The 23,425-nt window shown below is 50.8% G+C and carries 20 protein-coding genes and 1 pseudogene; 6 read left to right on the plus strand and 15 right to left on the minus strand.

The annotated features are described in order from the left end of the window. Positions 1-282: 282 nt before the first annotated feature. Positions 283-2,277: an FAD-dependent oxidoreductase gene (locus tag ACYQ3S_RS13395; RefSeq protein ID WP_459689767.1), complete on the minus strand. Its 1,995-nt coding sequence runs from the start codon at positions 2,275-2,277 to the stop codon at positions 283-285. Between the two features lie 45 nt (positions 2,278-2,322). Then, entirely contained in the window at positions 2,323-3,381 is a 1,059-nt protein-coding gene (locus tag ACYQ3S_RS13400) for a zinc-dependent alcohol dehydrogenase (protein WP_459689613.1), read from the minus strand. Positions 3,382-4,205: 824 nt separating this feature from the next. Here ACYQ3S_RS13400 and ACYQ3S_RS13405 point away from each other — a divergent pair. The 3 genes from ACYQ3S_RS13405 to ACYQ3S_RS13415 all read left to right on the plus strand — a co-directional run bounded on the left by ACYQ3S_RS13405 (position 4,206) and on the right by ACYQ3S_RS13415 (position 7,321). Next, positions 4,206-4,706, plus strand: coding sequence for a VOC family protein (locus tag ACYQ3S_RS13405; RefSeq protein ID WP_459689768.1), 501 nt, complete (start codon positions 4,206-4,208; stop codon positions 4,704-4,706). Positions 4,707-4,762: 56 nt separating this feature from the next. Beyond that, positions 4,763-5,539 carry an SDR family NAD(P)-dependent oxidoreductase gene (locus ACYQ3S_RS13410; protein WP_459689769.1) on the plus strand — a complete coding sequence of 259 codons (777 nt, stop codon included), beginning with the start codon at positions 4,763-4,765 and terminating at the stop codon, positions 5,537-5,539. 84 nt (positions 5,540-5,623) lie between these two features. Continuing rightward, positions 5,624-7,321 carry a hypothetical protein gene (locus ACYQ3S_RS13415; RefSeq protein ID WP_459689771.1) on the plus strand — a complete coding sequence of 566 codons (1,698 nt, stop codon included), beginning with the start codon at positions 5,624-5,626 and terminating at the stop codon, positions 7,319-7,321. Between the two features lie 134 nt (positions 7,322-7,455). Here ACYQ3S_RS13415 and ACYQ3S_RS13420 read toward each other — a convergent pair whose 3' ends face one another. Further along, the gene (locus ACYQ3S_RS13420) at positions 7,456-8,571 is read right to left on the minus strand and encodes a substrate-binding domain-containing protein (protein WP_459689773.1); all 1,116 of its coding nucleotides are present in this window, start codon (positions 8,569-8,571) and stop codon (positions 7,456-7,458) included. A gap of 97 nt (positions 8,572-8,668) precedes the next feature. Between ACYQ3S_RS13420 and ACYQ3S_RS13425 the strand changes: the two genes are divergently transcribed. Continuing rightward, positions 8,669-9,136, plus strand: coding sequence for a hypothetical protein (locus ACYQ3S_RS13425; RefSeq protein WP_459689774.1), 468 nt, complete (start codon positions 8,669-8,671; stop codon positions 9,134-9,136). Positions 9,137-9,567: 431 nt separating this feature from the next. On the opposite strand, the gene ACYQ3S_RS13430 is transcribed toward ACYQ3S_RS13425, so the two are convergent. The 12 genes from ACYQ3S_RS13430 to ACYQ3S_RS13485 all read right to left on the minus strand — a co-directional run bounded on the left by ACYQ3S_RS13430 (position 9,568) and on the right by ACYQ3S_RS13485 (position 21,564). Then, positions 9,568-10,269, minus strand: a complete 702-nt coding sequence (locus tag ACYQ3S_RS13430) for a DMT family transporter (protein ID WP_459689776.1) — start codon at positions 10,267-10,269, stop codon at positions 9,568-9,570. A gap of 306 nt (positions 10,270-10,575) precedes the next feature. Next, the gene (locus ACYQ3S_RS13435; RefSeq protein WP_459689777.1) at positions 10,576-11,850 is read right to left on the minus strand and encodes an L-cysteine desulfidase family protein; all 1,275 of its coding nucleotides are present in this window, start codon (positions 11,848-11,850) and stop codon (positions 10,576-10,578) included. A gap of 20 nt (positions 11,851-11,870) precedes the next feature. Beyond that, positions 11,871-12,716, minus strand: a complete 846-nt coding sequence (locus ACYQ3S_RS13440; RefSeq protein ID WP_459689779.1) for a nitroreductase family protein — start codon at positions 12,714-12,716, stop codon at positions 11,871-11,873. Further along, on the minus strand, positions 12,713-13,891 hold the full coding sequence (locus ACYQ3S_RS13445) for a M20 metallopeptidase family protein (protein WP_459689781.1): 1,179 nt from the start codon (positions 13,889-13,891) through the stop codon (positions 12,713-12,715). The genes ACYQ3S_RS13440 and ACYQ3S_RS13445 overlap by 4 nt, the downstream gene beginning before the upstream one ends. Before the next feature lie 14 nt (positions 13,892-13,905). Beyond that, entirely contained in the window at positions 13,906-14,649 is a 744-nt protein-coding gene (locus tag ACYQ3S_RS13450; RefSeq protein ID WP_459689783.1) for an SDR family NAD(P)-dependent oxidoreductase, read from the minus strand. A gap of 78 nt (positions 14,650-14,727) precedes the next feature. Further along, a complete protein-coding gene (locus ACYQ3S_RS13455) occupies positions 14,728-15,990 on the minus strand; it encodes an Nramp family divalent metal transporter (protein WP_459689785.1) in 1,263 nt (420 codons plus the stop codon). Between the two features lie 46 nt (positions 15,991-16,036). After that, positions 16,037-16,345 carry a 2Fe-2S iron-sulfur cluster-binding protein gene (locus ACYQ3S_RS13460; RefSeq protein WP_459689787.1) on the minus strand — a complete coding sequence of 103 codons (309 nt, stop codon included), beginning with the start codon at positions 16,343-16,345 and terminating at the stop codon, positions 16,037-16,039. 16 nt (positions 16,346-16,361) lie between these two features. Next, positions 16,362-18,170 carry an FAD-binding protein gene (locus ACYQ3S_RS13465; RefSeq protein WP_459689788.1) on the minus strand — a complete coding sequence of 603 codons (1,809 nt, stop codon included), beginning with the start codon at positions 18,168-18,170 and terminating at the stop codon, positions 16,362-16,364. 11 nt (positions 18,171-18,181) lie between these two features. After that, the gene (locus ACYQ3S_RS13470; protein WP_459689790.1) at positions 18,182-18,907 is read right to left on the minus strand and encodes an L-2-amino-thiazoline-4-carboxylic acid hydrolase; all 726 of its coding nucleotides are present in this window, start codon (positions 18,905-18,907) and stop codon (positions 18,182-18,184) included. 35 nt (positions 18,908-18,942) lie between these two features. Next, a complete protein-coding gene (locus ACYQ3S_RS13475) occupies positions 18,943-19,392 on the minus strand; it encodes a MarR family transcriptional regulator (RefSeq protein WP_459689792.1) in 450 nt (149 codons plus the stop codon). 332 nt (positions 19,393-19,724) lie between these two features. Then, positions 19,725-19,928: a hypothetical protein gene (locus ACYQ3S_RS13480; RefSeq protein WP_459689793.1), complete on the minus strand. Its 204-nt coding sequence runs from the start codon at positions 19,926-19,928 to the stop codon at positions 19,725-19,727. Positions 19,929-20,142: 214 nt separating this feature from the next. Then, positions 20,143-21,564: an MATE family efflux transporter gene (locus tag ACYQ3S_RS13485; RefSeq protein ID WP_459689794.1), complete on the minus strand. Its 1,422-nt coding sequence runs from the start codon at positions 21,562-21,564 to the stop codon at positions 20,143-20,145. Positions 21,565-22,130: 566 nt separating this feature from the next. Between ACYQ3S_RS13485 and ACYQ3S_RS13490 the strand changes: the two genes are divergently transcribed. After that, positions 22,131-23,273: an acyl-CoA dehydrogenase gene (locus tag ACYQ3S_RS13490; RefSeq protein WP_107631636.1), complete on the plus strand. Its 1,143-nt coding sequence runs from the start codon at positions 22,131-22,133 to the stop codon at positions 23,271-23,273. Positions 23,274-23,294: 21 nt separating this feature from the next. Next, a pseudogene (locus ACYQ3S_RS13495) lies at positions 23,295-23,425 on the plus strand (electron transfer flavoprotein subunit beta); the annotation flags it as partial.

A 23,425-nucleotide genomic window follows, 5' to 3' on the forward strand; every position in this document is an offset into this window, starting at 1 on the left:
AGCAGCTGCACCAGCACACCTCATATATAAAAAACAAGAGCGGCTGTTTTCAGCCGCTCTCATATCCAATCATCTTACTTATCCATATTTTTCATCTGCTCAGCAACCTGCGCGCGGAAATTCGACAGGAAATCGCCCATACCATCTCCGTGCTCGTACAGGCGCTTCTTCGGAGATACATCGCAGAAGCCATATCTGAGGTGCGTGGATGCTCATCTATGTCGAATATCCGACACAAAACAGAACAACACCGCTTTTCCTCGAATTTGATTTCACAAGCAGTTAAAACTCTCTGGTCACGCAGTATGCCTGGAATAATGCGTTAATAATCCGTCCGGGATGGTCGGCGTCACCGATGGAATATACCGGAACCGATGTATCCTCCGTGTCAATGCCATTGGAACGTAGCCCACCGGCCAGAATTACTGTATCCGCTGGCAGTTCCACGACGTTGCCTGCATTCTTGTCGATAACGCGTACAACACCATCTTCAATATTCCACACCTTGGTGTTGACCATTGTTTTAACGCCGTTCTTTTCCAGCGTGGCAAACAGGATACGCTTTTCAAATTCGTTCATTCCGATACCCAGTTCGGGCATCATCTCAACGATGGTTACATCTTTGTTATGGCAATCTGCGTCGTGCGTTACCGTGATATCCAGATCGCCGTCAAAGTTCTTCAGACGATGTACCTGCAGCTGGTATTCCTGTGCGCCGAAAAATTCTGCACTTTCGCAGCCGGTTGCGCCGCCGCCGATGATGACAACCTTTTCGCCAACCTTTTCCGGATGGTTCAGCGCATCCACGGCGGTGATTACGCACTCCCTGTTACTGCCCGGTATCACACGAAGATACTCAGCGCCAACCGCAGAGAACAGCGCGTCATAACCGGCTTCCATGCCCGGCACATAGGGACAATTTTTCTTGATCTCCACACCCAGATCGGTCAGGGTCTTTTCATACCATGCGACAAGTTCCGTGATCTTCCCTTTATGGGGCGGGATACCGGCCGCCGCCATCGAACCGCCAAGCGCATCGTTCTTCTCGATCAGCGTTACGCTGTGGCCACGCAGCGCCAACACACGCGCCGCTTCCAGACCGGCCGCGCCGCCGCCGACGACCAGCACATTCTTTTTTACTTCTGCTTTTTCTATTCCCTTGAAATCATCCTCGCGGCCGGTTTCCGGATTGACCGTGCAGGTCAGGATGCGGTCGCAGCAGATTTCAGAGAAGCAGTTGCCACAGGTCAGGCAGGGACGGATATCTTTGTTTCGGCCTGCCATGGCTTTAATGCCGAAATCCGGATCCGCGATGAACGAACGCCCCAAAGCAATCAGATCGGCATATCCTTCTTCCAGGAATTTCTCTGCCAATTCGGGATCACGCACGCCGCCGACACCGATTACCGGCACACTGACCGCTTCCTTGATTGCCTTTGCACTCGGCATCATGAATCCATGCAGACCAGGCAGATTGTAGGGAGCGATAGAGAAGATGTAGCTGGCCTGAATGCCGCCTGATACATCAAAGCAGTCAATGCCTGCCTTTTCCATGATGCGGCAGATCTCCACGGTTTCTTCTATTGTCCGGCCACCTTCGATGTATTCATCACCAGAGATACGCATGATGAGCGGGAAGTTCGGACCGACCGCAGCGCGGGTCTGCTCCACGATTTCGCGGGCGAAACGCGCGCGGTTTTCCAGACTGCCGCCGTACCAGTCCGTGCGTTTATTATATAATGTGGAGAAAAACTCCGGCATGATGTTGCCGTGCGCTGCATGGAAGGTGACCGCGTCAAAGCCCGCGCTCTTCGCGTTGACTACCGCTTGTACATACTGCTTCTGCATGGCGTGGATGTCATCGATCGTCATCTCGCGGACCGCATACTGCGCGCCGCGAGAAGTTACGTTGGACGGCGCAGGCTCCAGCCCGCCCGAGCTGACCGTACCGTCCGCACCGAAGTGGGTCAGCTCGATGGCAACCTTTGCGCCGTATCGGTGTACCTTGTCCACCAGCTTGGAATACAGCGGGATATACGAGGTATCCGAAAACTGGGACTGCGCCCCGTGGTTGCGTGAGGTCGGGTCGATTGTTGTGGACTCCACGACCACAAGGCCCGCGCCGCCCTTGGCGCGCCGCGCGTAGTAGTCCATCATCAACTCCATCGGCGCGCCATTCTCATTGGAATAGTTGGTGTTCATCGGTGGGAACACCATACGGTTTTTCAGCTTTAGCTTACCGATCTGAATGGGTTGAAAAAGTAGTTTCTTGTCCATGGTTCCAAACCCCTTTATTCGTGATATGCGTTACCCTATTCCAGCTCAGTCCTCAAAGGTGAGCATAACCTTAAAGGCTTCCTCCGGATGATTGATCGCGAGATCCATGCCCTTGTCCAGCTCCATAAACGGGATGTGGTGGGTGGTCAGCTCGTCGAAGTTATACCGATCCTTGATCGCATTCATGAAGCGGATCGTGCGCTGCATCCAGTTCTTGGTGCCGCCCGAGCCCTTGATCTTCAGGGTGCTCCAGATCGTCTTGCCGATCTCCACCGGCACCTTGCGGCCGATCGAGTGGCCGATCAGATTCACGCGGCAGCTATGGCCTGCTACGTCAAAGATCGCTGCCAGCGCCGCGTTGCTGCCCGACGCCTCCGCGATTACAGACGGACCGTGGCCATCGGTTGCCGCTTTGATCTGCTCGTAGTAGTCCTCGTCCAGCGGGTTGAGTACGACGTCCGCGCCGAACTTGAGCGCGCGCTCGCGGCGTACCGCATTAACATCGGAGACAACCACCTTCGCGCCCGAGGTCTTGGCGACCATCGCCGCCGACAGACCGACCGGACCCGCGCCCATGATCAGCGCATAATCCGATGCGTCAATATAGCCGCCGTTGCCCCAGATGCCGAAATAGCCGATCGAGAACGTCTCGACCCACGCGCCCCAGTCATAGGACCAGTCATCCGGAATCTTATATGCGTATTCCTCTTCGATGACGAAGTATTCGCCCATGCCGCCGGGGGAATCCGGACGGAAGCCCAGCTCACGGAAGTTCAGGCACGCGGACGGCATCAGGCCCTCCTTGCAGTTGGCGCAGTGGCCGCAGGCCAGCACGCACTCCGCCGTTACCTTGTCGCCCTCCTTGAATGTGGTGACGCCCGAACCGATGGCGACGACCTGGCCGCCAACCTCGTGGCCCGGGGTATAAGGTGCGATATCATAGCGCCCCTCTGCTGACTCGCCGAGGTAGCAGTGTACGTCCGAGCCACAGATACCGCAAGCCTTGGTTTTGACCAGAATCTGGTTCGGCTTCAGTTCCGGCACCTCTACGTTCTCAATGCGCAGGTCCTTCGGTCCGTGCATAAATGCGATGTTTGCTTTCATGGTTTTTTTACTCCTTTCATACTAATACATCTTTCCGACCGTTTTGAATTTCACTTGTATGTAAAACAAGATGATTCGTTTGCAGGAAGCATCTTGTTTTCACCTAACATTTTTACTCCAGTACTATTACCCGCCAAGTCCGGTTCCATTTCGGTATGCATTTTCCCAGTCCCCGCGTTCTTTTTTGTACTTGTTTTTCTGCTTAAAATTATACATATCGCTTTTCAAAAATCAATATATTTTTTGAAAAATTGTATCTTTTCTGCGATATATACAAATAATTTGTATTGTTTATATGTTATTTACACATGAATTTTCATAATTTTTATATACAATTTGAAATGAAAGCGCTTTCTCGAATTCTTACATTCTTCATAAGTTTTGATATTTTAACGAAATTCCTTGCTTCTCTTTTAATTAATGCACTAAAGTATTCTAATTTTCTTTTATAAAATCAGTGTTTTTCTGTTTGCATTTTATTTGTTGTCGCCTATTACAAAAACCATATAAATTTTTTGTGTCGTTTTTATAATTGTATGTATTTTTACAACAAAAACCTTTTCCAAAAATATTTCAATTCATAGAATTACAAGAACAAGTACATTTTTGTCTTGTTTCCATCTTTTATTTATGCATATAATATAGACATATCAAAGAATCGATTCCATGATAAGTCTCAAAAACAACGAACAATCAAAAAAGCAAATTAAAACCTTTTTATAATTTGTTTTCTGCATAGCATGGCGTTTCACCGGTGATGCAGTTTTTGGCAGCCTTTTGATCGGCCGGTCAAAAGGGGCGTGAAACATTAGGGAGGAAATGATATGGCAAAAGTCACAGGAATCGGACACATGAGCTATACGGTTATGGACATGGACAAAAGCCTGCACTTCTACTGCGATCTGTTAGGCGGCAAGCTTCTGACAGAAACAGTTGACGAGGGGCCGGAACTCGGGCGGTATGTTATGGGAGATATGCTCAAAGACCCTTATGGCAAACTTAAGGTTGCTATGGTCGATCTTGCCGGCCTGCAGATCGAATTTCTTCAATACCTTGTTCCTGAAACAAAAGTCGCCTACCATGGCAATCCGTCGATTGCCGGCTCCGCGCATATCGCTGTCAATGTGGATGATATTGAAGAGATTTACCGGAAGCTGAAAGCAGAAGGCGTTGTCTTCCACTCCGATATCAATGACTGCATCCGTGACGGCGAATTGGTCTGGCGCTGGGTATATTCCCGTGATCCAGATGGTATCTGCTGCGAAATCGTGCAGCTTAACGAGGATTCCGAATACGTTAAAGCCTCCAAGGCCGGAAAAGCTTAAAATACACTGCTCATGATAGCAATATCGCATTGTAAAAAAGGAAAAGGAGAATTATTATGAGATTAGCGGATAAGGTTTTGTTTGTAACGGGCGCCGCCGGCGGCATCGGCCGCGCTGCGGCCAAGGTCTGCGCAGGCTATGGCGCAAAGATCATCGCTGTCGACATGGACTTGGCAGGCGCGGAAAGCTGTGCAGAAGAAATCAAGGCTGCTGGCGGCGAAGCGATTGCAGTACAGGCAAACACTGCCGACCGTTCCCAGGTCGCAGCTGCGGTCCAGGCAGGCATCCAGGCGTTCGGCAAGATCAATTGTCTGTTCAATAATGCCGGCATCTGCCGTTCGAGCCTGCTGATCGACTGCGAGGACGACGTGCTGGACAAGATTTATCAGGTGAATATCAAGGGGGCGTACATCGTCGCATCCGAGCTTGCCAAGCATATGAAGGAGCGCGGTGAAGGCCGTATCATCAGCACCTCCTCCATTTCCGCGCTCAAGGAAGAATCGACCAACGGCTTCTATTGCATGTCCAAAGCCGCGGTACTTATGATGACACACGTTATGGCAATGGAGCTGAGCAAGTACGGCGTCACTGCAGTAGCCGTATGCCCCGGCCATATCAACACGCCCCTGCTCCGGAACTCCTTTATCCAGCGCGGCGCCGCTGAGGGTAAGACGGTAGAGGAGTATTATGCCGAGATGGAAGGCACCATCCCGATGGGCCGCCTGGCCGAACCGGAAGAGGTCGGCGAACTGGTTGCATTCCTCTGCGACGACCGCTCCGCCTATATTAACGGCAACGGTATCCTGGTTGCCGGCGGCAAGGTAATGGAATAAGTAATGCCACTGATATATTTGAAGGGATTCTACGGAGGATGAAATAAAACGGGCATATGCCTTTCGGGAAAAGAGGAGGAGAATATGAGAAATTTACAGGCATCTGCGGTTCCTGAAATTGATCGGCCGGTATCGGAAAAGAATCTTTCCGGTGTGGGAAACTTTCTTGGCCTATATGGCGGCGAACATATCGCGGCAACAGAATTTGTATTCGGCGCAACGCTTGTCAGTTGGGGCTGCTCCGCCAAAACAATCCTGCTGGGTCTGGTTATCGGCAATCTGCTTGCCATGCTGTCTTTCACCTTTTGCTGTGCAACGCTCGCGACCGATACCCGACTGACGCTATACAGTTATTTGAAAAAGATACTCGGACCTTTCGCGCAGAAATTTTACAGCCTTGTCTGGGGCTTGTGCAGTATCGCGCTGGCCGGCTCAGGCATCTGCGTTTCCGCAACCGCCATCCGCGAGGTAGCCGGTGTTGAAATCCAGCGCGAATGGTACCCAACCAGCATCGCTTTCGTGGCGATCGTAATCGTCCTGGGCGCTATCGTCACGATTGTAGCCGCAAACGGCTTTGACGCATGTGCGAAGTTTTCTTCCACCTGCGTGCCGTGGATGATCATTATTTTCTTTATCGGCGCATTGGTCGCCCTGCCCCAGCTTGCTGCAGCTACCGGTGTAGAAATCAATTCCTTCAGCGATATATGGAATATTTTCAACAGCAACGTCGGGAGCGGCAGCGGCAATCCGAATGCGGAGCCGATCGGCCTGTTCCATGTGATCTGCTTTGCGTGGCTCTGCAATCTGGCATGGCACATGGGCTGCAACGATATGGGCCTGTTCCGTTTTGCGAAAAACTATAAATATGGTTATATTTCTGCGATCGGTATGTTTGTCGGACACTTTTTCGCTTGGGTCATGGTAGCGATCATGGGCGCCGCCGCAGCCGCCCTGCTTCGCGTATCGCTGACCACACTCGACCCCGGCGCCGTGACGAACACGGTATTCGGCCTGACTGGTATCTGTGCCGTTATCGTTGCAGGCTGGACAACGGCCAACCCGACCATTTACCGCTCCGCACTTTCCCTGAATGTCCTGTTCCCCAAATTCACCCGCAAACAGGTCACTTATATGATTGGTGCGGTCATGACGATCCTTGCCTGCTTCCCGGCGATGACGAATATCGGCAACATCGTACAGATTTTGGGCTGGGCAGTCGTCGGCATCGGTGCGATCTGCATTGTTGAGCATTTCCTCTTCCCCAAAATCGGCTATACCCGTTTTTGGTCTATGTATCAGGAAAAAAGCGTCAACTGGGCCGCGATCATCAGCTGGGCGATCGGCGTGATCTTCGTGCTTGTAATGCTGCAGACCGGCGCGCTGCACCGCAACTTCATCTTTATCCCGCAGTACATCATTTCCGCAGTTTGTTATATTATTCTGGCAGGCCTTATGGGCGCGCGCGGCGATTACAGCAAGGAAGAAGCTGAAGAGGCGCAGTTCCAGAAAGAGCTGAAAGAACTGGTGGATCATGACATGGAGGAGCAACTGCGCGAAAATGCAAACCGCGTTATCAAAAACGCCGGCACCGCAACCGTATTATCCTACATCTCTTATGTCATTTTAGCCGCCATTGTCGTCGTATCCTTTATGGCTTTCTTTGGCAGCATGACAATCGCGCTGTTTAAGACGGTGGCATTCATCCTGACCGTTGCATACTTCGTTCTGAACGGAACCGCCACTTTTATTAAATACAAAAATGAAGCTTCCGCGCTTCAGTAATCCCTACACATTTTCAGCAGCAAGCCCCTGGAGCGTTGCTATTCGGCGCATGCTCCAGGGGCTGCTTTTTCTGAAGAAACAAAAAGGATATATGCGCCTGTTTAGGCGCATATATCCTTTTTATGCAAGTTTTTTTATTCCGTCGTTTCGGGTGTCTGCTGCAAAGGCGCAACCGTTTGGCGAACAACCAATTCGGGCAGTATCTCATAGTTTTGAATATCAAATGTATCCGGCGATTGAATCAATTCCAGTATTGCCTGCGCCGCTTTAATCCCATACTGCACCTTTGGATGGGTCACTGTCGTAATCTGCATATCCAGGGTTGAGTACAGGCCGTCGTCATAGCCGACGACCGAAACATCCTGCGGCACACGGATTCCATTGGAACGCAGATAAGTGATCAGCGTATATGCGATGCGGTCGTCATGACAGAAGACGACCGTCGCCTGATCCAGCATACGCATAAGCGGGAGACACCCTGACGGTTGGAACAGGTCGGAAACCTTGTTGCGATGCACCCAAATATCCAAATCCTCAGAATGGGAAATCTGCCGGCCATACAAAGCTTCCAACATGCCCATATAACGCGATTGGCCGGTTTGCTCGTTAAACGCGAAAATTGTTCCGATTTGGGTGTGACCCATATCCAAAAGATATTCCGTCAGCATCCGAGCGCCTTCTCTGTCATGAAGCGAAAGCGCCGGACAGTAATCCGAATGCTCCTTGTGCAGGAAAATTGTGGGAACCTGACGAATCATCTTATCATACAGCACATCATTATAAGATAAAATTCCCGGGTTGACAGGCTCAATCAATATACCTGCAGGACGGGCCGCAAGCAGGTTCTCGATAACCTGCTGCTCGTTGCGAAAATCATTCCCACTAAACATCACATTCAGAAGATATCCTTCCGATGCCAAATAGTTCGATGCGCCCTGGGCGATTTCGGGGAAAATATAGCTTTGGCAACTGCTCAAAACAAGGCCGATCAGGTGGGGGGACTGCGGCGCAGCGGGCGCGGGCAAAATCTCCTTTACCTGCTCGGTTACATAGGTTCCGCTCCCTTGTATGCGGTGCAGATAGCCCGCTTCCTCGAGCGAGAGGATCGCCTGCCGAACAGTATGGCGGCTCAGGTCAAATTGTTCGGCCAGCTCAGCTTCGGTCGGAATTTTCTGCCCCACAGAGAACGTCCCATCCTGCAGGCGGCTTTTCAGCCAGGACGCCAATTTCATATATTTGAAGTTTGCCACGAATGATCATTCCAATCTTATATTGGTATTGAAACAGTTGTGAAATGTCTCTTTTTTTGTAATAATATTGTACAATATTGTTCGCTGATATGCAAGTGTGTATCTAAAATACGGCTTCACTGTCCAGCGGACGAGAAAGAATGACTGTGGCATAGATATTGTTGCGGAGTACAAAGACAGGAAAAAAGATGCACCGCTTTTACATCCAATGCAAGTATTACAACAAGTCCCTCGGCAAGGTGTCAGTCCAAGAGTTTTCTGCGGACACTGCATTCCATCGGAACGAGGGATGCGGCCCCTAGTAGTCTTCACCAATAACTACATGACGAAAGCTGCTCGCGTCTTTGCAAAGAAACTTGATGTGGAGATAATCTTAAAGCCGGAACTTGATGAAACCAAAGAAGCAGTACATCGCGGGATAGCAGGTAATCCCATAGAATGGGGTGTCATTCTCATGTCCGACTCTTTTTCAGCGGACATTATGAAAAACAGCACCCTAGATAGTTTGACAGCGGACTACCTGGACGAACTGATACTCAAGGCGCAGGCAATACGGTTGGAATAGGGAAATGACGGAAGTGAGAAAAGTATAGGCGCTAGTCCCCATTCCATTATGAAAGCATCGCCATCAAAAGGCATGGGACTACCTCAACTGGTAGATCCGCATGATATGAAAGGACTGTGGCAAGCTCTTCACATTGGTGGGAAACCCAAACACAAGGCTAACACCGGACCAGTTATCCGCGATAATTGACCACTTGCCAATAATTATATTAAAATTGTTTTTGATATCTCGCATACTAACAACAAAAAATTCGGGGTATCTAACATATCGTGTGGATTTGGTTTAAATCATCAGATATAAACAAAAAATCACAAATGTGGGGTGAAAAAAATGCTTGTACTCAAACCGATTCATTTATGTTGCACCGCGTGAGATGAAGATTAAACGGCTGTACTTAGCAAATCCCTAAAACTTTCAGAATTGCCATGATTCTATAAAATCATCTTCGCCGGACTGTGAACTCCATAAGTAAGGATCAGTATTATGTATTTCGGCTGCAAGAACGAGCCCCCAGCCGAATGGTACCGTTCCCATATCATCAGGGGAAGCGTTGCAATAACGGCAATGCAAATCCCGTAAGTTGTGATTGTGAGCGCGTCATATTTTTTTGTCAACGATCTTGCGCATACGCTGACAATACCCCACGAGAGGGCGGAACCCATGGATAGAACCATTCCTGTGATATGGGCTCCTCCTGTCAAATCACCCCCAACAATACAGGCGGCACCGACCGCCGCGCACACGATGCAGATGATTTTCTTCGCTGTCATCTGCTCATGAAGCAGCAAAACAGCAAAGAAACAAATAAAAATCGGGTTCATGCAGTTGATCAGTGAGGAAATCGCCGCGCCGCACAACTTTTTGCTGAACTGCTGCAGGCTGACCGAAATCACATACGCCCCCAGCCCGAACAGCACCACATATTTTCTGTCTTTCGCTTCTATGGGTTTGATTTTGCCATATCCTTTTTTCTTTTGGATTGCTAAAAACGAAAGCATTACCACCGCTGCGATGCAATACCTCAGGCAAAGCAAGGTAAAGCCCGGAACCGTATCAAGCAGCATTTTATTGCAGACATAAATGCTGCCCCACAGCATCGTTGTGGCGGCCAAAAGCAGGGATATTCTCTTCATCAACTTTCACTCCATTTGCAAGCACAAGCGCCTTGATTGTGTGAAGCCTCTTTCTAATAACGTAATCATAAAGGATAAAGCTGCTTTAGTGTCAAGTGTTTTCGCTTATCTAAAAAATAGTGCCGCCGGATACAACCGGCAGCACTGCTTTTATCCCCTAATACTACGGTTTGCTCGTACTAATACCGAACAGGAGCGGTTTTTACCTTACTTAATCCATCAAGTTGCCGTTTATCGCAGCGCCCTTGCACATGGAAAAGACCGGAAATGCAAGCATCCGGTCTTTTCCATATGTATCCGTTGTAATTATTTACCCATCATAATATGGAGTATTTCAATATCGGTTTCGTGCATACCTATGCGTCCTACACGGCCCATGCTTTCTATTGTTTTCTCAACCGTATCTTTCACAATACCTTCCCCTGGTTGAAACACATGACCCTTTTTCGCCATGTCAAGGCCAAGCAACGCACACTCTACCGCAGAGGCGATTTTTGTCGCGCAGGAGGATTTCGCACCGTCACACACCATGCCCCCAATCGTTGCAATCGTATTCGTGATCGTCCATGATACCAGTTCATAGGACCCGCCAAGCATATAAGCAATCCCAGCCCCTGCTCCACAGGCTGCACTAACCGCCCCACAATAGGCGGATAGACTTCCAATATACTTTTTCTGATGGATTGCAATCAAATTGGCTGCCGCCAGAGAGCGGTACAAGCGATCCTTGCCAATGTTATAGGCTTTGGCATATTCCACCAGCGGCATAGTAATCGTAATACCTTGGTTTCCACTCCCAGAGTTAATCACTACTGGCAAAGGACATCCACTCATGCGCGCATCGCTACCTGCTGCTGCGGCCGCTTTCGCTCTTGTGTGTAGGTCTGCGCTTCCGGTCTCCAGCAGCACACGGCCAGTCTGCGCTCCATAATTTCCTTTTAGCCCCTCTTGAGAAATTGCGGTGTTGCACTCCACCTGTCTTCCAATTATTTTCTCGATATCCGCAAACTGTACAGTATCCGCAAACTCCAGAATATTTTTTACCGTAAGAAGCGATTTATCTCCAGCCGACTCGTTATCCTGTTGAAGTGCTCCATCAGAAAATAAGATGTCGCCGTCTTTGCAGATTTGCGTGATATGATTATGCCGGTCCTTTACTTCGACCGACGCCCAATGTCCCTCTGCATCAGTCAACCGAACTTCAACATATAGATTTTCTACCCCTTCGGCCAGTGTACAGGTGCAAAAACCCGCCCGCAACAAAGCTTTTGTCTTTTCAATATGCTCTGGCCGCACGGATTCCAGCACCTGCAATTCACGCGATGCATCTCCGCCTACTAGACCCAGTACAGCTGCTACGTCTATTCCACGCATCCCCCCTGAATTCGGAACCGTTACACCCATCACATTTTTGACAATATTTCCGCTGCAACGCACAGCGCATTCTGCCGGCTCACTCCCCAGTGTTTCACGTGCCTGCGCTGCAGCATAGGCGATTGCAATTGGTTCGGTGCAACCCAGTGCGACCATCAACTCGCTTTTTAATATCGCCAGGCAATTGTCGTAAAGCTTACGCTCCATAGCGTTTTCCTCCAATATGCTCATTCCCAGCGGAAAACTGCTTCCTCTACCGATATCCTTTGCGGCGGATAGGGCGTTTGATCTGGGAATCCCACATCCACATAGGTTGTCATTCGAATCTCCTCCGGCAATGCCGCATGTTCCCGGATACGCTGTTTCATCTGCTCACTTGTGAACGTCAGCCAACATCCGCCCAATCCATAAGCATGTGCGGCAAGCACAAGATTCTGTCCGGCGGCCCCGGCATCCAAAAGCTGGTTGCTCTCTGGCATAACCGGATTGGCACGGTACACGCGCATATCCTGTAAAAGCACAATATGTACCGGTCCCCCGGGGATATCGCTTCCACGGAACAGGCCCGGGCAGCTCTCCTCGCGAATCACAAGATACCGTATTGACTGCAAGTTGCATGCATGCGCCGCCCACAACCCTGCTTTCAACACCTTCTTAATCAACTCGTCCGGCACTCTTTCCTTGCTCCATTCTCGTACCGAACGACGCTCATACAGCACACGCTCGAATCCTTGCCGTGCCTCCTCGGATATGGGAACAGGCGCGTAAGGCGTCAAATCAATGTTTCCTCCTTGTATCAATTCCTCAGCAAACGATAACAGTTTGGATGCAAATACATACTCCGGCAGAGTTTCAGGCAACCCTCTTTCCCGCCAGACTTCCATAAACAGTCGCGCGGTTTTTGGTTGATCCGCCGACAGCGTCCGTCCCCGATATGCAGCCGCATACACCTGTATCTCCATGGTATGATGGCAGCGCTCTCGGAATCGGGCGCGAAATTCGGTTTCATCCATCGACAAAAGCTCTTCTTTGCTTTTATTGAACGCAGCCGCAAAGTTGATCTTATCACTCATTTCTGCACACTCCTTTCCATACCTGCATCCAAGCCGACCTGTGCCAGAACGGCTGCGCCGTTGACTAAGGCCCGTTCGTCGACATCAAAGCATTCATGATGATGGGGCCAACATTTTCCTGTTTCCTCATTGCGTGCGCCAACGAATACATAACATCCCGGTATTCGCTCCAGGAACCATGCGAAATCCTCTCCACCTGTGGTTTCTTTCAAATGTGCAAGCGCACTGTCGCCGAACAATGTTTTGACTGCTTTGCGCGCGATCTCGGTCGATGCCGCTTCATTGATCGTTGCAGGAGTACAGCGGCGGTATTCAAAGCGGCAGGTGGTTCCATACGCCTGTGCGGTCGTACATGCAATTTGCTCCAGCCTCCGCTCCACTGCGTCGCGCACCGCTGGTTGGAACGATCTTACCGTTCCCGAAAGCTTGACTTCGTTGGCGATAATATTCGAGGAGGTTCCACCGGCGATCGTTCCAATCGTTACAACAATAGGCTCAAGCGGATCCACGGTACGGCTCACAACGGTCTGCAAGGCATTTACAATTGCACAGGCAGCTACGATCGCATCGGCTGACTGGTGCGGCTGCGCACCATGTGCGCTTTTTCCTTCCACCGTCAGGTAAATGTTGTCCGCGCTCGCCATGCGGGGACCAACCTCCGCCGAGATCATGCCGACCGGAAGGTCGATCCATACATGAGCCCCAAAAATCTGCTCGACATCAGCAAGCTGGGGCAACGTATACATCGCATGAGCTCCTTCTATTACCTCCTCTGCCGGCTGAAAAATTAACTTGATCGTGCCGCACAGCTCGTTTTCGTGCGCTTTCAAAATCCGTGCAGCCACCAAGAGCATGGCAACATGGCAATCGTGTCCGCAGGCATGCATGACACCCTGATTTTCAGACGAATACTCTGCCTTTCCCTTTTCCGTAATTGGCAGCGCGTCCATATCCGCACGAAGCCCTACCACTGGACCAGACCGCTCGCCCCGCAGCACTGCGATCACACCCGTACCGCACACCTTTTCATAAGGAATTCCCAGTTCATCCAGCTCTCGGCAGATGACGCCCTGTGTACGGGTTTCTTTCCAACTCAATTCCGGATGCCGGTGGATATCACGCCGCAGGCGAATCAGACGTTCCTGATGCCGTCCAGCCTCTTCCAAAATACTCATACCTTTTCTCCTGTTTACTGGGTAGTTATAAACTGTCCGCCGCCGCAAACTGCCAGCATATCACCCGTAATGAACGAAGCACGGTCAGAGGCAAGGAATACCGCGCCGTTCGCCACGTCCTCCGGCGTACACATCCGCTTCAGGATATAGCGATTACGTGTTTTTTGCCTTTCCGCCTCTGGATCGGGAGCATTTTCATAACGCATTTTTGTCATCGGCGTCTCCGTCAGGCCGGGCAGAATACCATTGACGCGCACCCTCGGTCCACAGTCAACTGCCAAGCAGCGGGTCAGCATCTCCACCGCCGCTTTGGATGGGCAATATGCAACCCGTTCCGGGATACATTTCACACCCAGTTCGGAGACAATATTGATAATTACCGCATGCTCTGAGCCGCGTATCGCGTCGATCGCCGCTTTTGTCATGGTGTATACACCGAATACATTGATCTCAAACTGACGTCGAAATTCTTCGACCGATGTATTATCGATTGTACCAATCCCCGTCACACCTGCACAATTAACCAGAATATCGACATGACCAAATTTCTCCTGACAACCCTTTACCACTGCAGCGGCCTGTGCCTCGTCACAAATATTCGCTTTCTGGTAGGCAAAATTCTCATCTGTGATGTCCGCACACGTCTCCAGACCACATCCATATACGAACGCACCCTCGTTCAGGTAAAATCGGGCTATTACCGCACCAATGCCGGAGCTGGCCCCTGTTACAATTGCTACCCGCTTTTCTAATTCCAAACCTCATCTTCCTCTCTTTGTTCCAGATAAGGATATCCTCACAGGAGGGTCCTATGAGGATATCCCCAAAACACATTATTACAGGAAACGCGCGACATACGTCCAGGCAGAATATACATTAAAAGCCAGAATGATAATACCCATCAGCGTAGTATACCATTTGTTCTTATATTCGCCTGCAAACTTTTTACTGCTTGTGAAGAATGTCAGAATGCAGATGATCACCAATCCGCCCACATTCAGCAGGCCCATTACATTGACCAACAGGTTCATAGCATTGCCGCCCGAAAGGCCGCCGATCAGGCTGATAACAATACCGATCAAAATTAGCCGGCGGACCTTGATATCAGAGTTATCCTCACTGATATGACACAATGAGTTAATGCAGTATGACGCCAATGTGCTCATACCGCCGATTGTAGTAAAGACCGCGCCCCAGAAGCCGGCAACAAAAATATAAGTACCAAAGGAGCCTGCCAGCGGTTCGATCGCTTTCGCTGCGTCAAGAGCAGAAGCCACCTGAATCCCCGCAGGATGCAGCACTGCTGCACCGGAGAGGAAGATACCAAGGCTGAAGATCGTGAACATGGTTGCAAAAACGATCTGATCGTATTTGATGAATCCCAACGCTGAAGGCTTATCCCATTTCTGATTTTTTACCGAGTACGAATACCAGAGCGCCGAGGTGCCGGGCGCAGAACCGCCGATTATACCCGCGATAATAACTGCCTGCTCTACACCGGACGGCAGCTTGGGGATAATACCGGTCGCAAGCTGTCCCGCATCCGGACGGACGAAAAACACATTGATGAAAAAGATAATTGCCATCAGGGTACACATGACCGATGCGATTTTTATAATACGGTTGTTCGAGCTGGCCACATACAAATACGCGATAATCAGGATAGTTACCACATATGCAATTGATGCCGCTTGCTCGCCAAACATGATATCATTCAGATGGCGCATCGTGGAACCCTGGCTGTAAATAACCATATACCACGTACACAGCACAACGATGAACAGAATGGTAGAGGCTACCTTGCCGATTTTCCCCCGGATAAAGTCGAACACATTCTGTCCGGAGATCGCTGTTACTTTTGCGCCGATATAAGCCACGCCGCCACACATGATACCGCTTAAAACAACCACCCACAACAAGTCATAGCCAAACAAGGAGCCTGCCTGAATACAGGATGTTGCTGTGCCAGGCCCCATCGAAGTAGAGCAAATCATAGAAGCCGGTCCAACAAACGCCATGATATACAACAGCTTTTTAATCAGTCCGCCTTTGGGAAGTTGAAAGTCATCTACGTTTTTCTGCGGTGTCTGGTTTGCCATGCTACTTTCCTCCTTTAATGCCCACTTAATCTTTTTGTGAAATGATCTATTTTGTCACCAAATCCCGTATTACGACACGCCCTGCAGCTGGTGCCAAATGGAGTTCCTGATATCCGGTTACCGGCGTAAGACAGGCGAGCCGCACCTTACCATTTACCGACAATGTACACCGCCCGCAAATCCCATGATCGCATACGCTGTGGTGGTAATACGCCAAGGTCGCATCGCAATGAAGCGAAATATAGTTAAGCAGCCCCATTACCGTCATACCCTCACAGGCCGAATTCTCGATTTCAAAGGTATCCGTCCGCTGCAGCCCTGTATCCGGATCATATCGGTCGATCAATACTTTCATTCGATACGCTCCCTTCTCATCGTTTATATTTCAGGGCGGGATCCAGGAAATATTTAATCACATTTTCCCGCTTTCCCGTCGGCAGCGGCATGCAATCCGCAATCGGCCTGCGTGTCTCGGTTTTCATTTCGCCAGCCTCGTCATGGTGAACATATTTTATCAGATAATTATCATGATCCACCTGCGGATAATCCTTGCGAATGTGACATCCACGGCTTTCCTTACGCTCGATTGCTGCCAGAATACCTGCCTTACAACAGGTCAGCAGATTCTGTGTCTGTAATGCGCCGAGCCATTCCAGATTATACGCTCTGCTCTGGCTGACCAGCGTTACGTTTTTCCACGCTTCCTCCAGTTCTTCTATGTGCCACAGTGCCTTTTGCAGTCTCTCCTCACTGCGAATCAGCCCGAAACCCTCATCACATGCTTTCTGTATTTCCTCATAGAGCGTCAAGGCGTTCATTCCGCCCCGATGTTCAAAAATACCAAATATTTTGTTCAAGCATTGTGCTGACTGTGCTTCATCCAGCGCCTGGAGATTGCTTTGCTCCGCATATGCCGCAGCATTCTGGCCTGCGCGCATTCCTTGGCACATCATCTCCACAAGGCCATCCCCTACACGGCAGGCTCCGAACACACCGCTGCCTGCTTCTCCCGCGACGTACAGACCATCTACGCCTGTCTGCATCTGGTCGTCAATTTCAACGCCGCCCATGCAGTATTCTGCGCCAATACCGACCTCAATCGGTTCGTCTGCAAACAGCATTCGTTCAACCTCTGCCAGGCTCTCACCCTTGTAATACCCGTGCTTGTGCCACCGGTCAAACCGGTCATAGAAAATCTTGAGCCCTGCCTCTTTCTCTTCACGGCTGTTGGCGGAATAGTCGTAGAAGAATCCCCCATTCGGCCCCGCCAATCCTTGATCCGCCGCATAACCGAAATAATAGGAGGTGACCAGTTTACTCAGCTTTCCTCCACGAGACAACTTAACGACCTCCTCCGGTATAGGCAGCGGATCGCCGTTTTTGTCCCTGATCGTGTATTTGAGATTGCGCATGTTATACTCAAACACATAAGGATAGATCGAGCCTCTCATCTCCTGCGGTACCACCGCAGTCGGGAACGAAAGGATAAATTCCATGTCCGTCAGCCGGGCGCCGGCCCTGTACGCCATTGCCGGTCCATCCCCAGTCATATCAGTCACGGTGTTGTTCATCGAAAACGGCATATAGCCGCCGGTTCCGATTACGACAGCCTTTGTGCGGAACAGAACCGCCTCGCCAGTATATATGTCTATACCAACTGCCCCGCAGACCGTTTTTTCATTCGTCAGCACTTCAACGATCATCATGTCTTCAAACGTCTGAATGCCTGCGGTTTCTTTCAACCCTTGTACCAATGCTTTGGTAAAGCTCAGTCCGGAGGCAATCCAGTTGGCCGGTGGACAGCAGAAGAAGTCCTGTCCCGCTCGTTCGGCCCATCCCAGATAATCTTTTATCACGATCGGCCCGTCGTCGACATACTGCCGCACCATATTTTGATCTGCCAGATAAAATGATTCTTTCACAATACAGTCGAACAGTCGTTCCTTCGTAAAAGAGGGGTCAGCAAAATCCAGGTGCAGCAGGTTTTTGCCGCTCTCGCCATCCACACCGAAGCCGCCTCCGGCCATGATCGCATTGCCGCTCGCTCCAATTTTTCCCTTGGAAACCAAGGCAACTCGCGCGCCAGCACGCGCAGCATAAACTGCAGCTGTGATGCCCGCACCAGAACCGCCGACCGCAACGACATCAGTCTCTATAATACGCCCAAAACCATGCAGCATAAAAACACTCCTCAGTCTCCGATACCCTCATAAGCAGGCATCGCGTCATAATCAATATCCGCATACTCGAGCACCAAGTCATGCGCTGCCTTGCCGTATTCCTTTTTGTAGTCTTCCATTGCCAGCGCAACGGCATTTTCTCCGTCTTTGCCAAATGTGGAGACAATCGCCTGCCGCATCGCGCTATACAGATGGCCTACATGATATTCCCACGGCATTTTTGCTTTTCCGCCAATTTTGTTCCGTTTTTCTGCAAACGCCTCCATCCGTTCTACCGGCACACCGCAACCGTCAAAAATAAAATCGCAGAACTCATCCCCCAGTGTCCGGTTCGCCAGCAGCTTCAGTTCCATTCCGTTATAACCGCGTGCCAGCGCTGCGTCTACATCCTTGCAGTAATAGCTTCCGTACTCCAGCAGTCCACGCTTACTCCATTCGGTATACCACGGGCAGCAATGGTTTTCCATATGTACCTCCGGTGCATATTGTGGGAACCGAAGATCCATTTGCCCTGGGAAAGCCTCCCATTCGCCGTAAACCAGATAGTTTTCTACATCGAGCGGATTCCCGTCCGCCTGAGTGCGCAACGCCATGCGGCGTCCCCGCTGCTCACCATAATGCCTTACACCCGCCGTTACCGCAGCCTTGCCCGCCTCTCCAAACGCGTCAATCGTCTGCTTTGCCAAATAGGCAAACAGCATCGCATGGTGGGACGCTGACGAAAGAACAACATCCATGAAAAAACCTCCCTTAAAAAATCAAATACACTTTTTCATCCCAATGTTTGCATCTGTTCCAGATAAAGCTGCAGAAAGTGCAATATTTCCTCCCCCTTTTCTTTTGATACAGCTTCCCCATACTGTTCCATCACGCGATCCATCGCTTCATGATAGCGCTTATGCCCTTCATACGCCTGTACTCCAAGCTCTGTCAGATGAAAATATACTTCTTTTTGATTACTTACATATTTGTAGCGGCGCAGTAGTCCAATTTTCTCAAGCTTACCAACGCTTTTGGACACAGCACCTTTCGTCAATCCCAGCTGATTAGAAAGCTCCGTCAGGTTGAGCGCCCGGGTCGTCGCAATGCATTCTATCGCATGAATCTCGGACGGATACAGCTCCACCCCAGGGCAGTATTCATGTTTAGAGCGCTGCAAATTGGTATAGCAGTTAAAGAGGCGAACTATAATCGCTTCTGTTTCCTGGTAAAAATTATTCATGCTAGTACCTCATTTTGTTTCCTGATAAACAAAATATAGCACTCTCTTCATTTTATGTCAATCCATTTTGCATTTTAAATATTTTTTCATATATTTTGACGGTTTATTTCAGCAATCTTTGTGATATTAATATAAAATATTTATTTTTATGGTAAAATTCATTTAATGATTTTCGTCAATATATCATATTATTTCTTAGGAAAATATTGCTATTCTGAAAACCGACCTTGCACCTTGCAGTTCCTTCAGACAGAAAAAAGCAAAGCGGCCGTATCAATTGATACAGCCGCTTTGCCAATATGGAGAAAGCTGTAACGGGTAACGTAATGCGGTCAATAAATCAGATTTACCGAACCGGTCGAGAAAATCGGAATAAAGGTCAAAGCAGGCAGACATCCGGCCAGCAGCAGGTAAGGCGGCTCTGCCTCCTTGATAAAATCCTTTGTTTTGCATTCTGTGACGCCGCAAGCTACGAACATCAGCATTCCCATTAGCAGAGTAACCGCGCCGATCGCATTGGCGAAAATAAATACCATCGCAAAGTGGATGGCATCACCAAAAAGTAATGCTTTCCGCGTCCGTGATTGCCCGTTGCGCAAGCACGGTAGAGTTAATGCCCGCACTCATGACGAAATGCACCATCGACGCGCCCCAAACCGCTGAAAACACCGCTATCTTTAACAGAAAGCGGCGCTTCCGTTTTTAGTATAGCTTAGGGCGCGAAAGCCATACGCGCGTGCCGTCGGCCGTTTATTCTGCCGCGGCGGCTTGCTCCGCGCCGCCGGCCAGAAACACCGCGACCCGCCGGCCGATCCGCCGCATCAGCACCAATGCGCAGACCAGCCCCGCACCCTCGGCGATTGGGAATGCAGACCATACCAGCAGCTCCGCGTTCGGCAGGCGGGTGAACAGCCACGCAAGCGGAAGCGCGACCACGATCAGGCGGATGAGCGACAGCACAAGCGACTGTACGCCGCAGCCAAACGCCTGGAATATCCCCTGGAACGCAATGTTCGCCCCCGCAAACAGATAGCCGGGCGTGATGATGCGGATGGCATAAATACAAAGCTGCCGTGCCTCCTCGGATACCGCAAAAATCCCGATCAGCTGATGCGCGAACACCTGCAGCGCGACAGCGCCCGCCCCCAGGATCACCAGCGTATACAGCATGCCGTACCGTATCCCACTGTCCACCCTTGTTTTGTCCCGCCGGCCGAAGTTGTAGCTGATGATCGGGATCATCGCGTTGTTCATACCAAACGCCGCAAAAAAGACAAACTGCTGGATCTTATAATAAATCCCATAGGCGGTCACCGCGGCGGTCGAAAGCGACCCCAGGACAATATTCACGCCATAGGTCATAAAAGACATCAACGCCTGCATGATGATGGCCGGAATGCCGATTTGATAGATCTCCTGAATGATGGAACGCTGCGGCGCCAGATACCGCAGGCTGGTATCAAAGTACTTCCGGTTTGCCGCGGTGTGGAAAAGAAAGCCCAGCAGGAGCGAGGTGAACTGCCCGATGACCGTCGCATATGCGGCGCCATCCACCCCCATGGTCGGACAGCCGAACCATCCGAAAATCATGATCGGGTCGAGAATGATATTGACGACCACGCCGGACACCTGCGCAACCGTGGCCAGCATGGTGCAGCCGGTCGCCTGCAGCAGCTTTTCATAAATCATGTAGACCACGCAGCCGAACGACAGCACCGAGCAGATGCGCAGATAGCTGCTTGCCAGTTCTATCACCAGCGCGTCAGACGTCTGCGAGCGGATATAGATTCCCACGCCGAACAGTCCGAACAGCAGGAACACCGCGTAGGTACAGCAGCTCAGGAATATGGAGTTGCCGGATATGCGGCTGCTTTTCTCGCGGTTCCCCTCGCCCAGGTTGCGGGAGAGCAGCGCATTGGTGCCGACGCCGGTGCCGACGCCGATCGCCACGATCAGCATTTGGATCGGAAACGCCAGCGTCAGCGCATTGACCGCATAATCGCCCAGGTTCGGCACCGCCGGATCGGTCATGCAGCTTACAAAGTAGCTGTCCACGATGTTATAAAAGGCCTGCAGCACCATGGACAGGATCATCGGCACCCCCATCGTGAACACCAGGCGGTTCATCGGAACGCTCCCCATTTTGTTACTCACATTTTCTGTTGTTTTCATGGTTCCTCCTTTTTTCCAAGGGAGACTTTTGGGGAAAGCTGCCATAACCCGTGTTTTGATCGCGCCGCGCAAAAAAAGTGTAAACCCGATCCGGATTTACACTTTGCAGCCACTCGATTGTTATTATTATAGCAATCTTTGTCTGTCCTGTCAAGCGCGCATAACTGGCCTCTTCCCGTATGGATTGGTGATTATCTCTATATTTTCTTTTGCTTTTTCGTCATTTTCACAACTGCTTATTAGCCCAACAGAATCTTCAACCAATTTTGCATATATTATGGTTCTTTTATTGTTTTATTCCGGTCATTTTGCTGATTGACGTAGCATATCTGGTATGGTATATTGGTTTTTGCAAGCAAGAAATAACAATAATATAACCAAAATATTATACTATCTCACCCATAACCAATTTATTTCCCACTTGCCCGAACGCGCAGACAAGCCTCTCCCGTTTCCCCGTGCCGGCCGGAGAGCGTCCCTTGCCCTGCTGGTCGGTATAGACACAGGCTGAACGCCGGCGCTCCGCCGGCATGGCAATATACATCAAACCAGAAGGAGACTTGAACATGGATTTCCAGTTGACCCGTGAGCAGCAATTGGTTCGCCAGATGATGCGCGACTTCACCGAAAACGAAGTAAAGCCCATCGCCGCCGAAACCGATAAAACCAGCACCTATCCGCGCGACACCATCGAAAAGCTTTTCGATATCGGCGTAATGGGTATGATCGTCCCCGAACAGTACGGCGGCGCCGGCGCGGACGACACCTGCTCCGCCATCGCGATTGAAGAGCTGTCCAAGCAGTGCGCTTCGACCGGCGATATCCTGGCCACCCACAACGGTCTGTGCTGCGGCCCGATTATGGCGAACGGCACCGAGGAGCAAAAACAGAAATATCTCCGCATGCTGACCAAGGGCCACAAGGTCGGCGCGTTCGCATTGACCGAGCCGGACGCCGGTTCGGACGCCGCCAAGGGGACCTGCGTTGCCGAGCTGCAGGGGGATCACTATGTACTCAACGGCTCCAAAATCTTTATCACCAACGGCTATGTTGCGGATGTATTCGTCGTTTTCGCCATGACCGACCGGAGCAAGGGTACCAAGGGCATTTCCGCTTTTATTGTGGAAAGCTCGTTCCCGGGCTTCTCTGTCGGCAAGCATGAGGAAAAGCTCGGCCTGCACGGCTCGCCCACGGCGGAGATCGTGTTCACCGACTGCATCGTCCCCAAGGAAAACCTGCTCGGCGCAGAGGGCAAGGGCTTTAAGATCGCCATGCAGACGCTGGACGGCGGCCGCATCGGCATCGCCGCACAGGCGCTCGGCATTGCGGAGGGGGCCATGGAGGAATCCATCAAGTTTGCCAAGACGCGCGAGCAGTTCGGACGCCCGATCGCCAAGTTCCAGAACACCCAGTTTGTTTTCGCCGATATGCACGTCGCCATCGAAGCCGCCCGTCTCCTCACCTATAAGGCGGCTGCGGTCAAAGCGTCGGGCGCGCGCTTCACGCTGGAGGCGGCGACCGCCAAGCTGTTCGCCTCGGAAGCGGCAATGAAGATCACCACCAAGGCGGTCCAGATCCACGGCGGCTATGGCTACACCAAGGATTATCCGGTCGAGCGCATGATGCGCGACGCCAAGATTACCGAAATTTACGAGGGTACGAGCGAGATCCAGCGCGTCGTAATCTCCGGCAACATTCTCGGCAAGTAAGAAAAGGAGGAGAACAGGACTATGAAAGCAATCGTATGTGTAAAGCAGGTTCCGGATACCTCCGGCAAGGTAGCGGTGAATCCGGACGGGACGCTGAACCGAGCGTCGATGGAAACGATCACGAATCCGGACGACCTGAACGCAGTACACGA

It is taken from the genome of Agathobaculum sp. TL06, assembly GCF_054658635.1.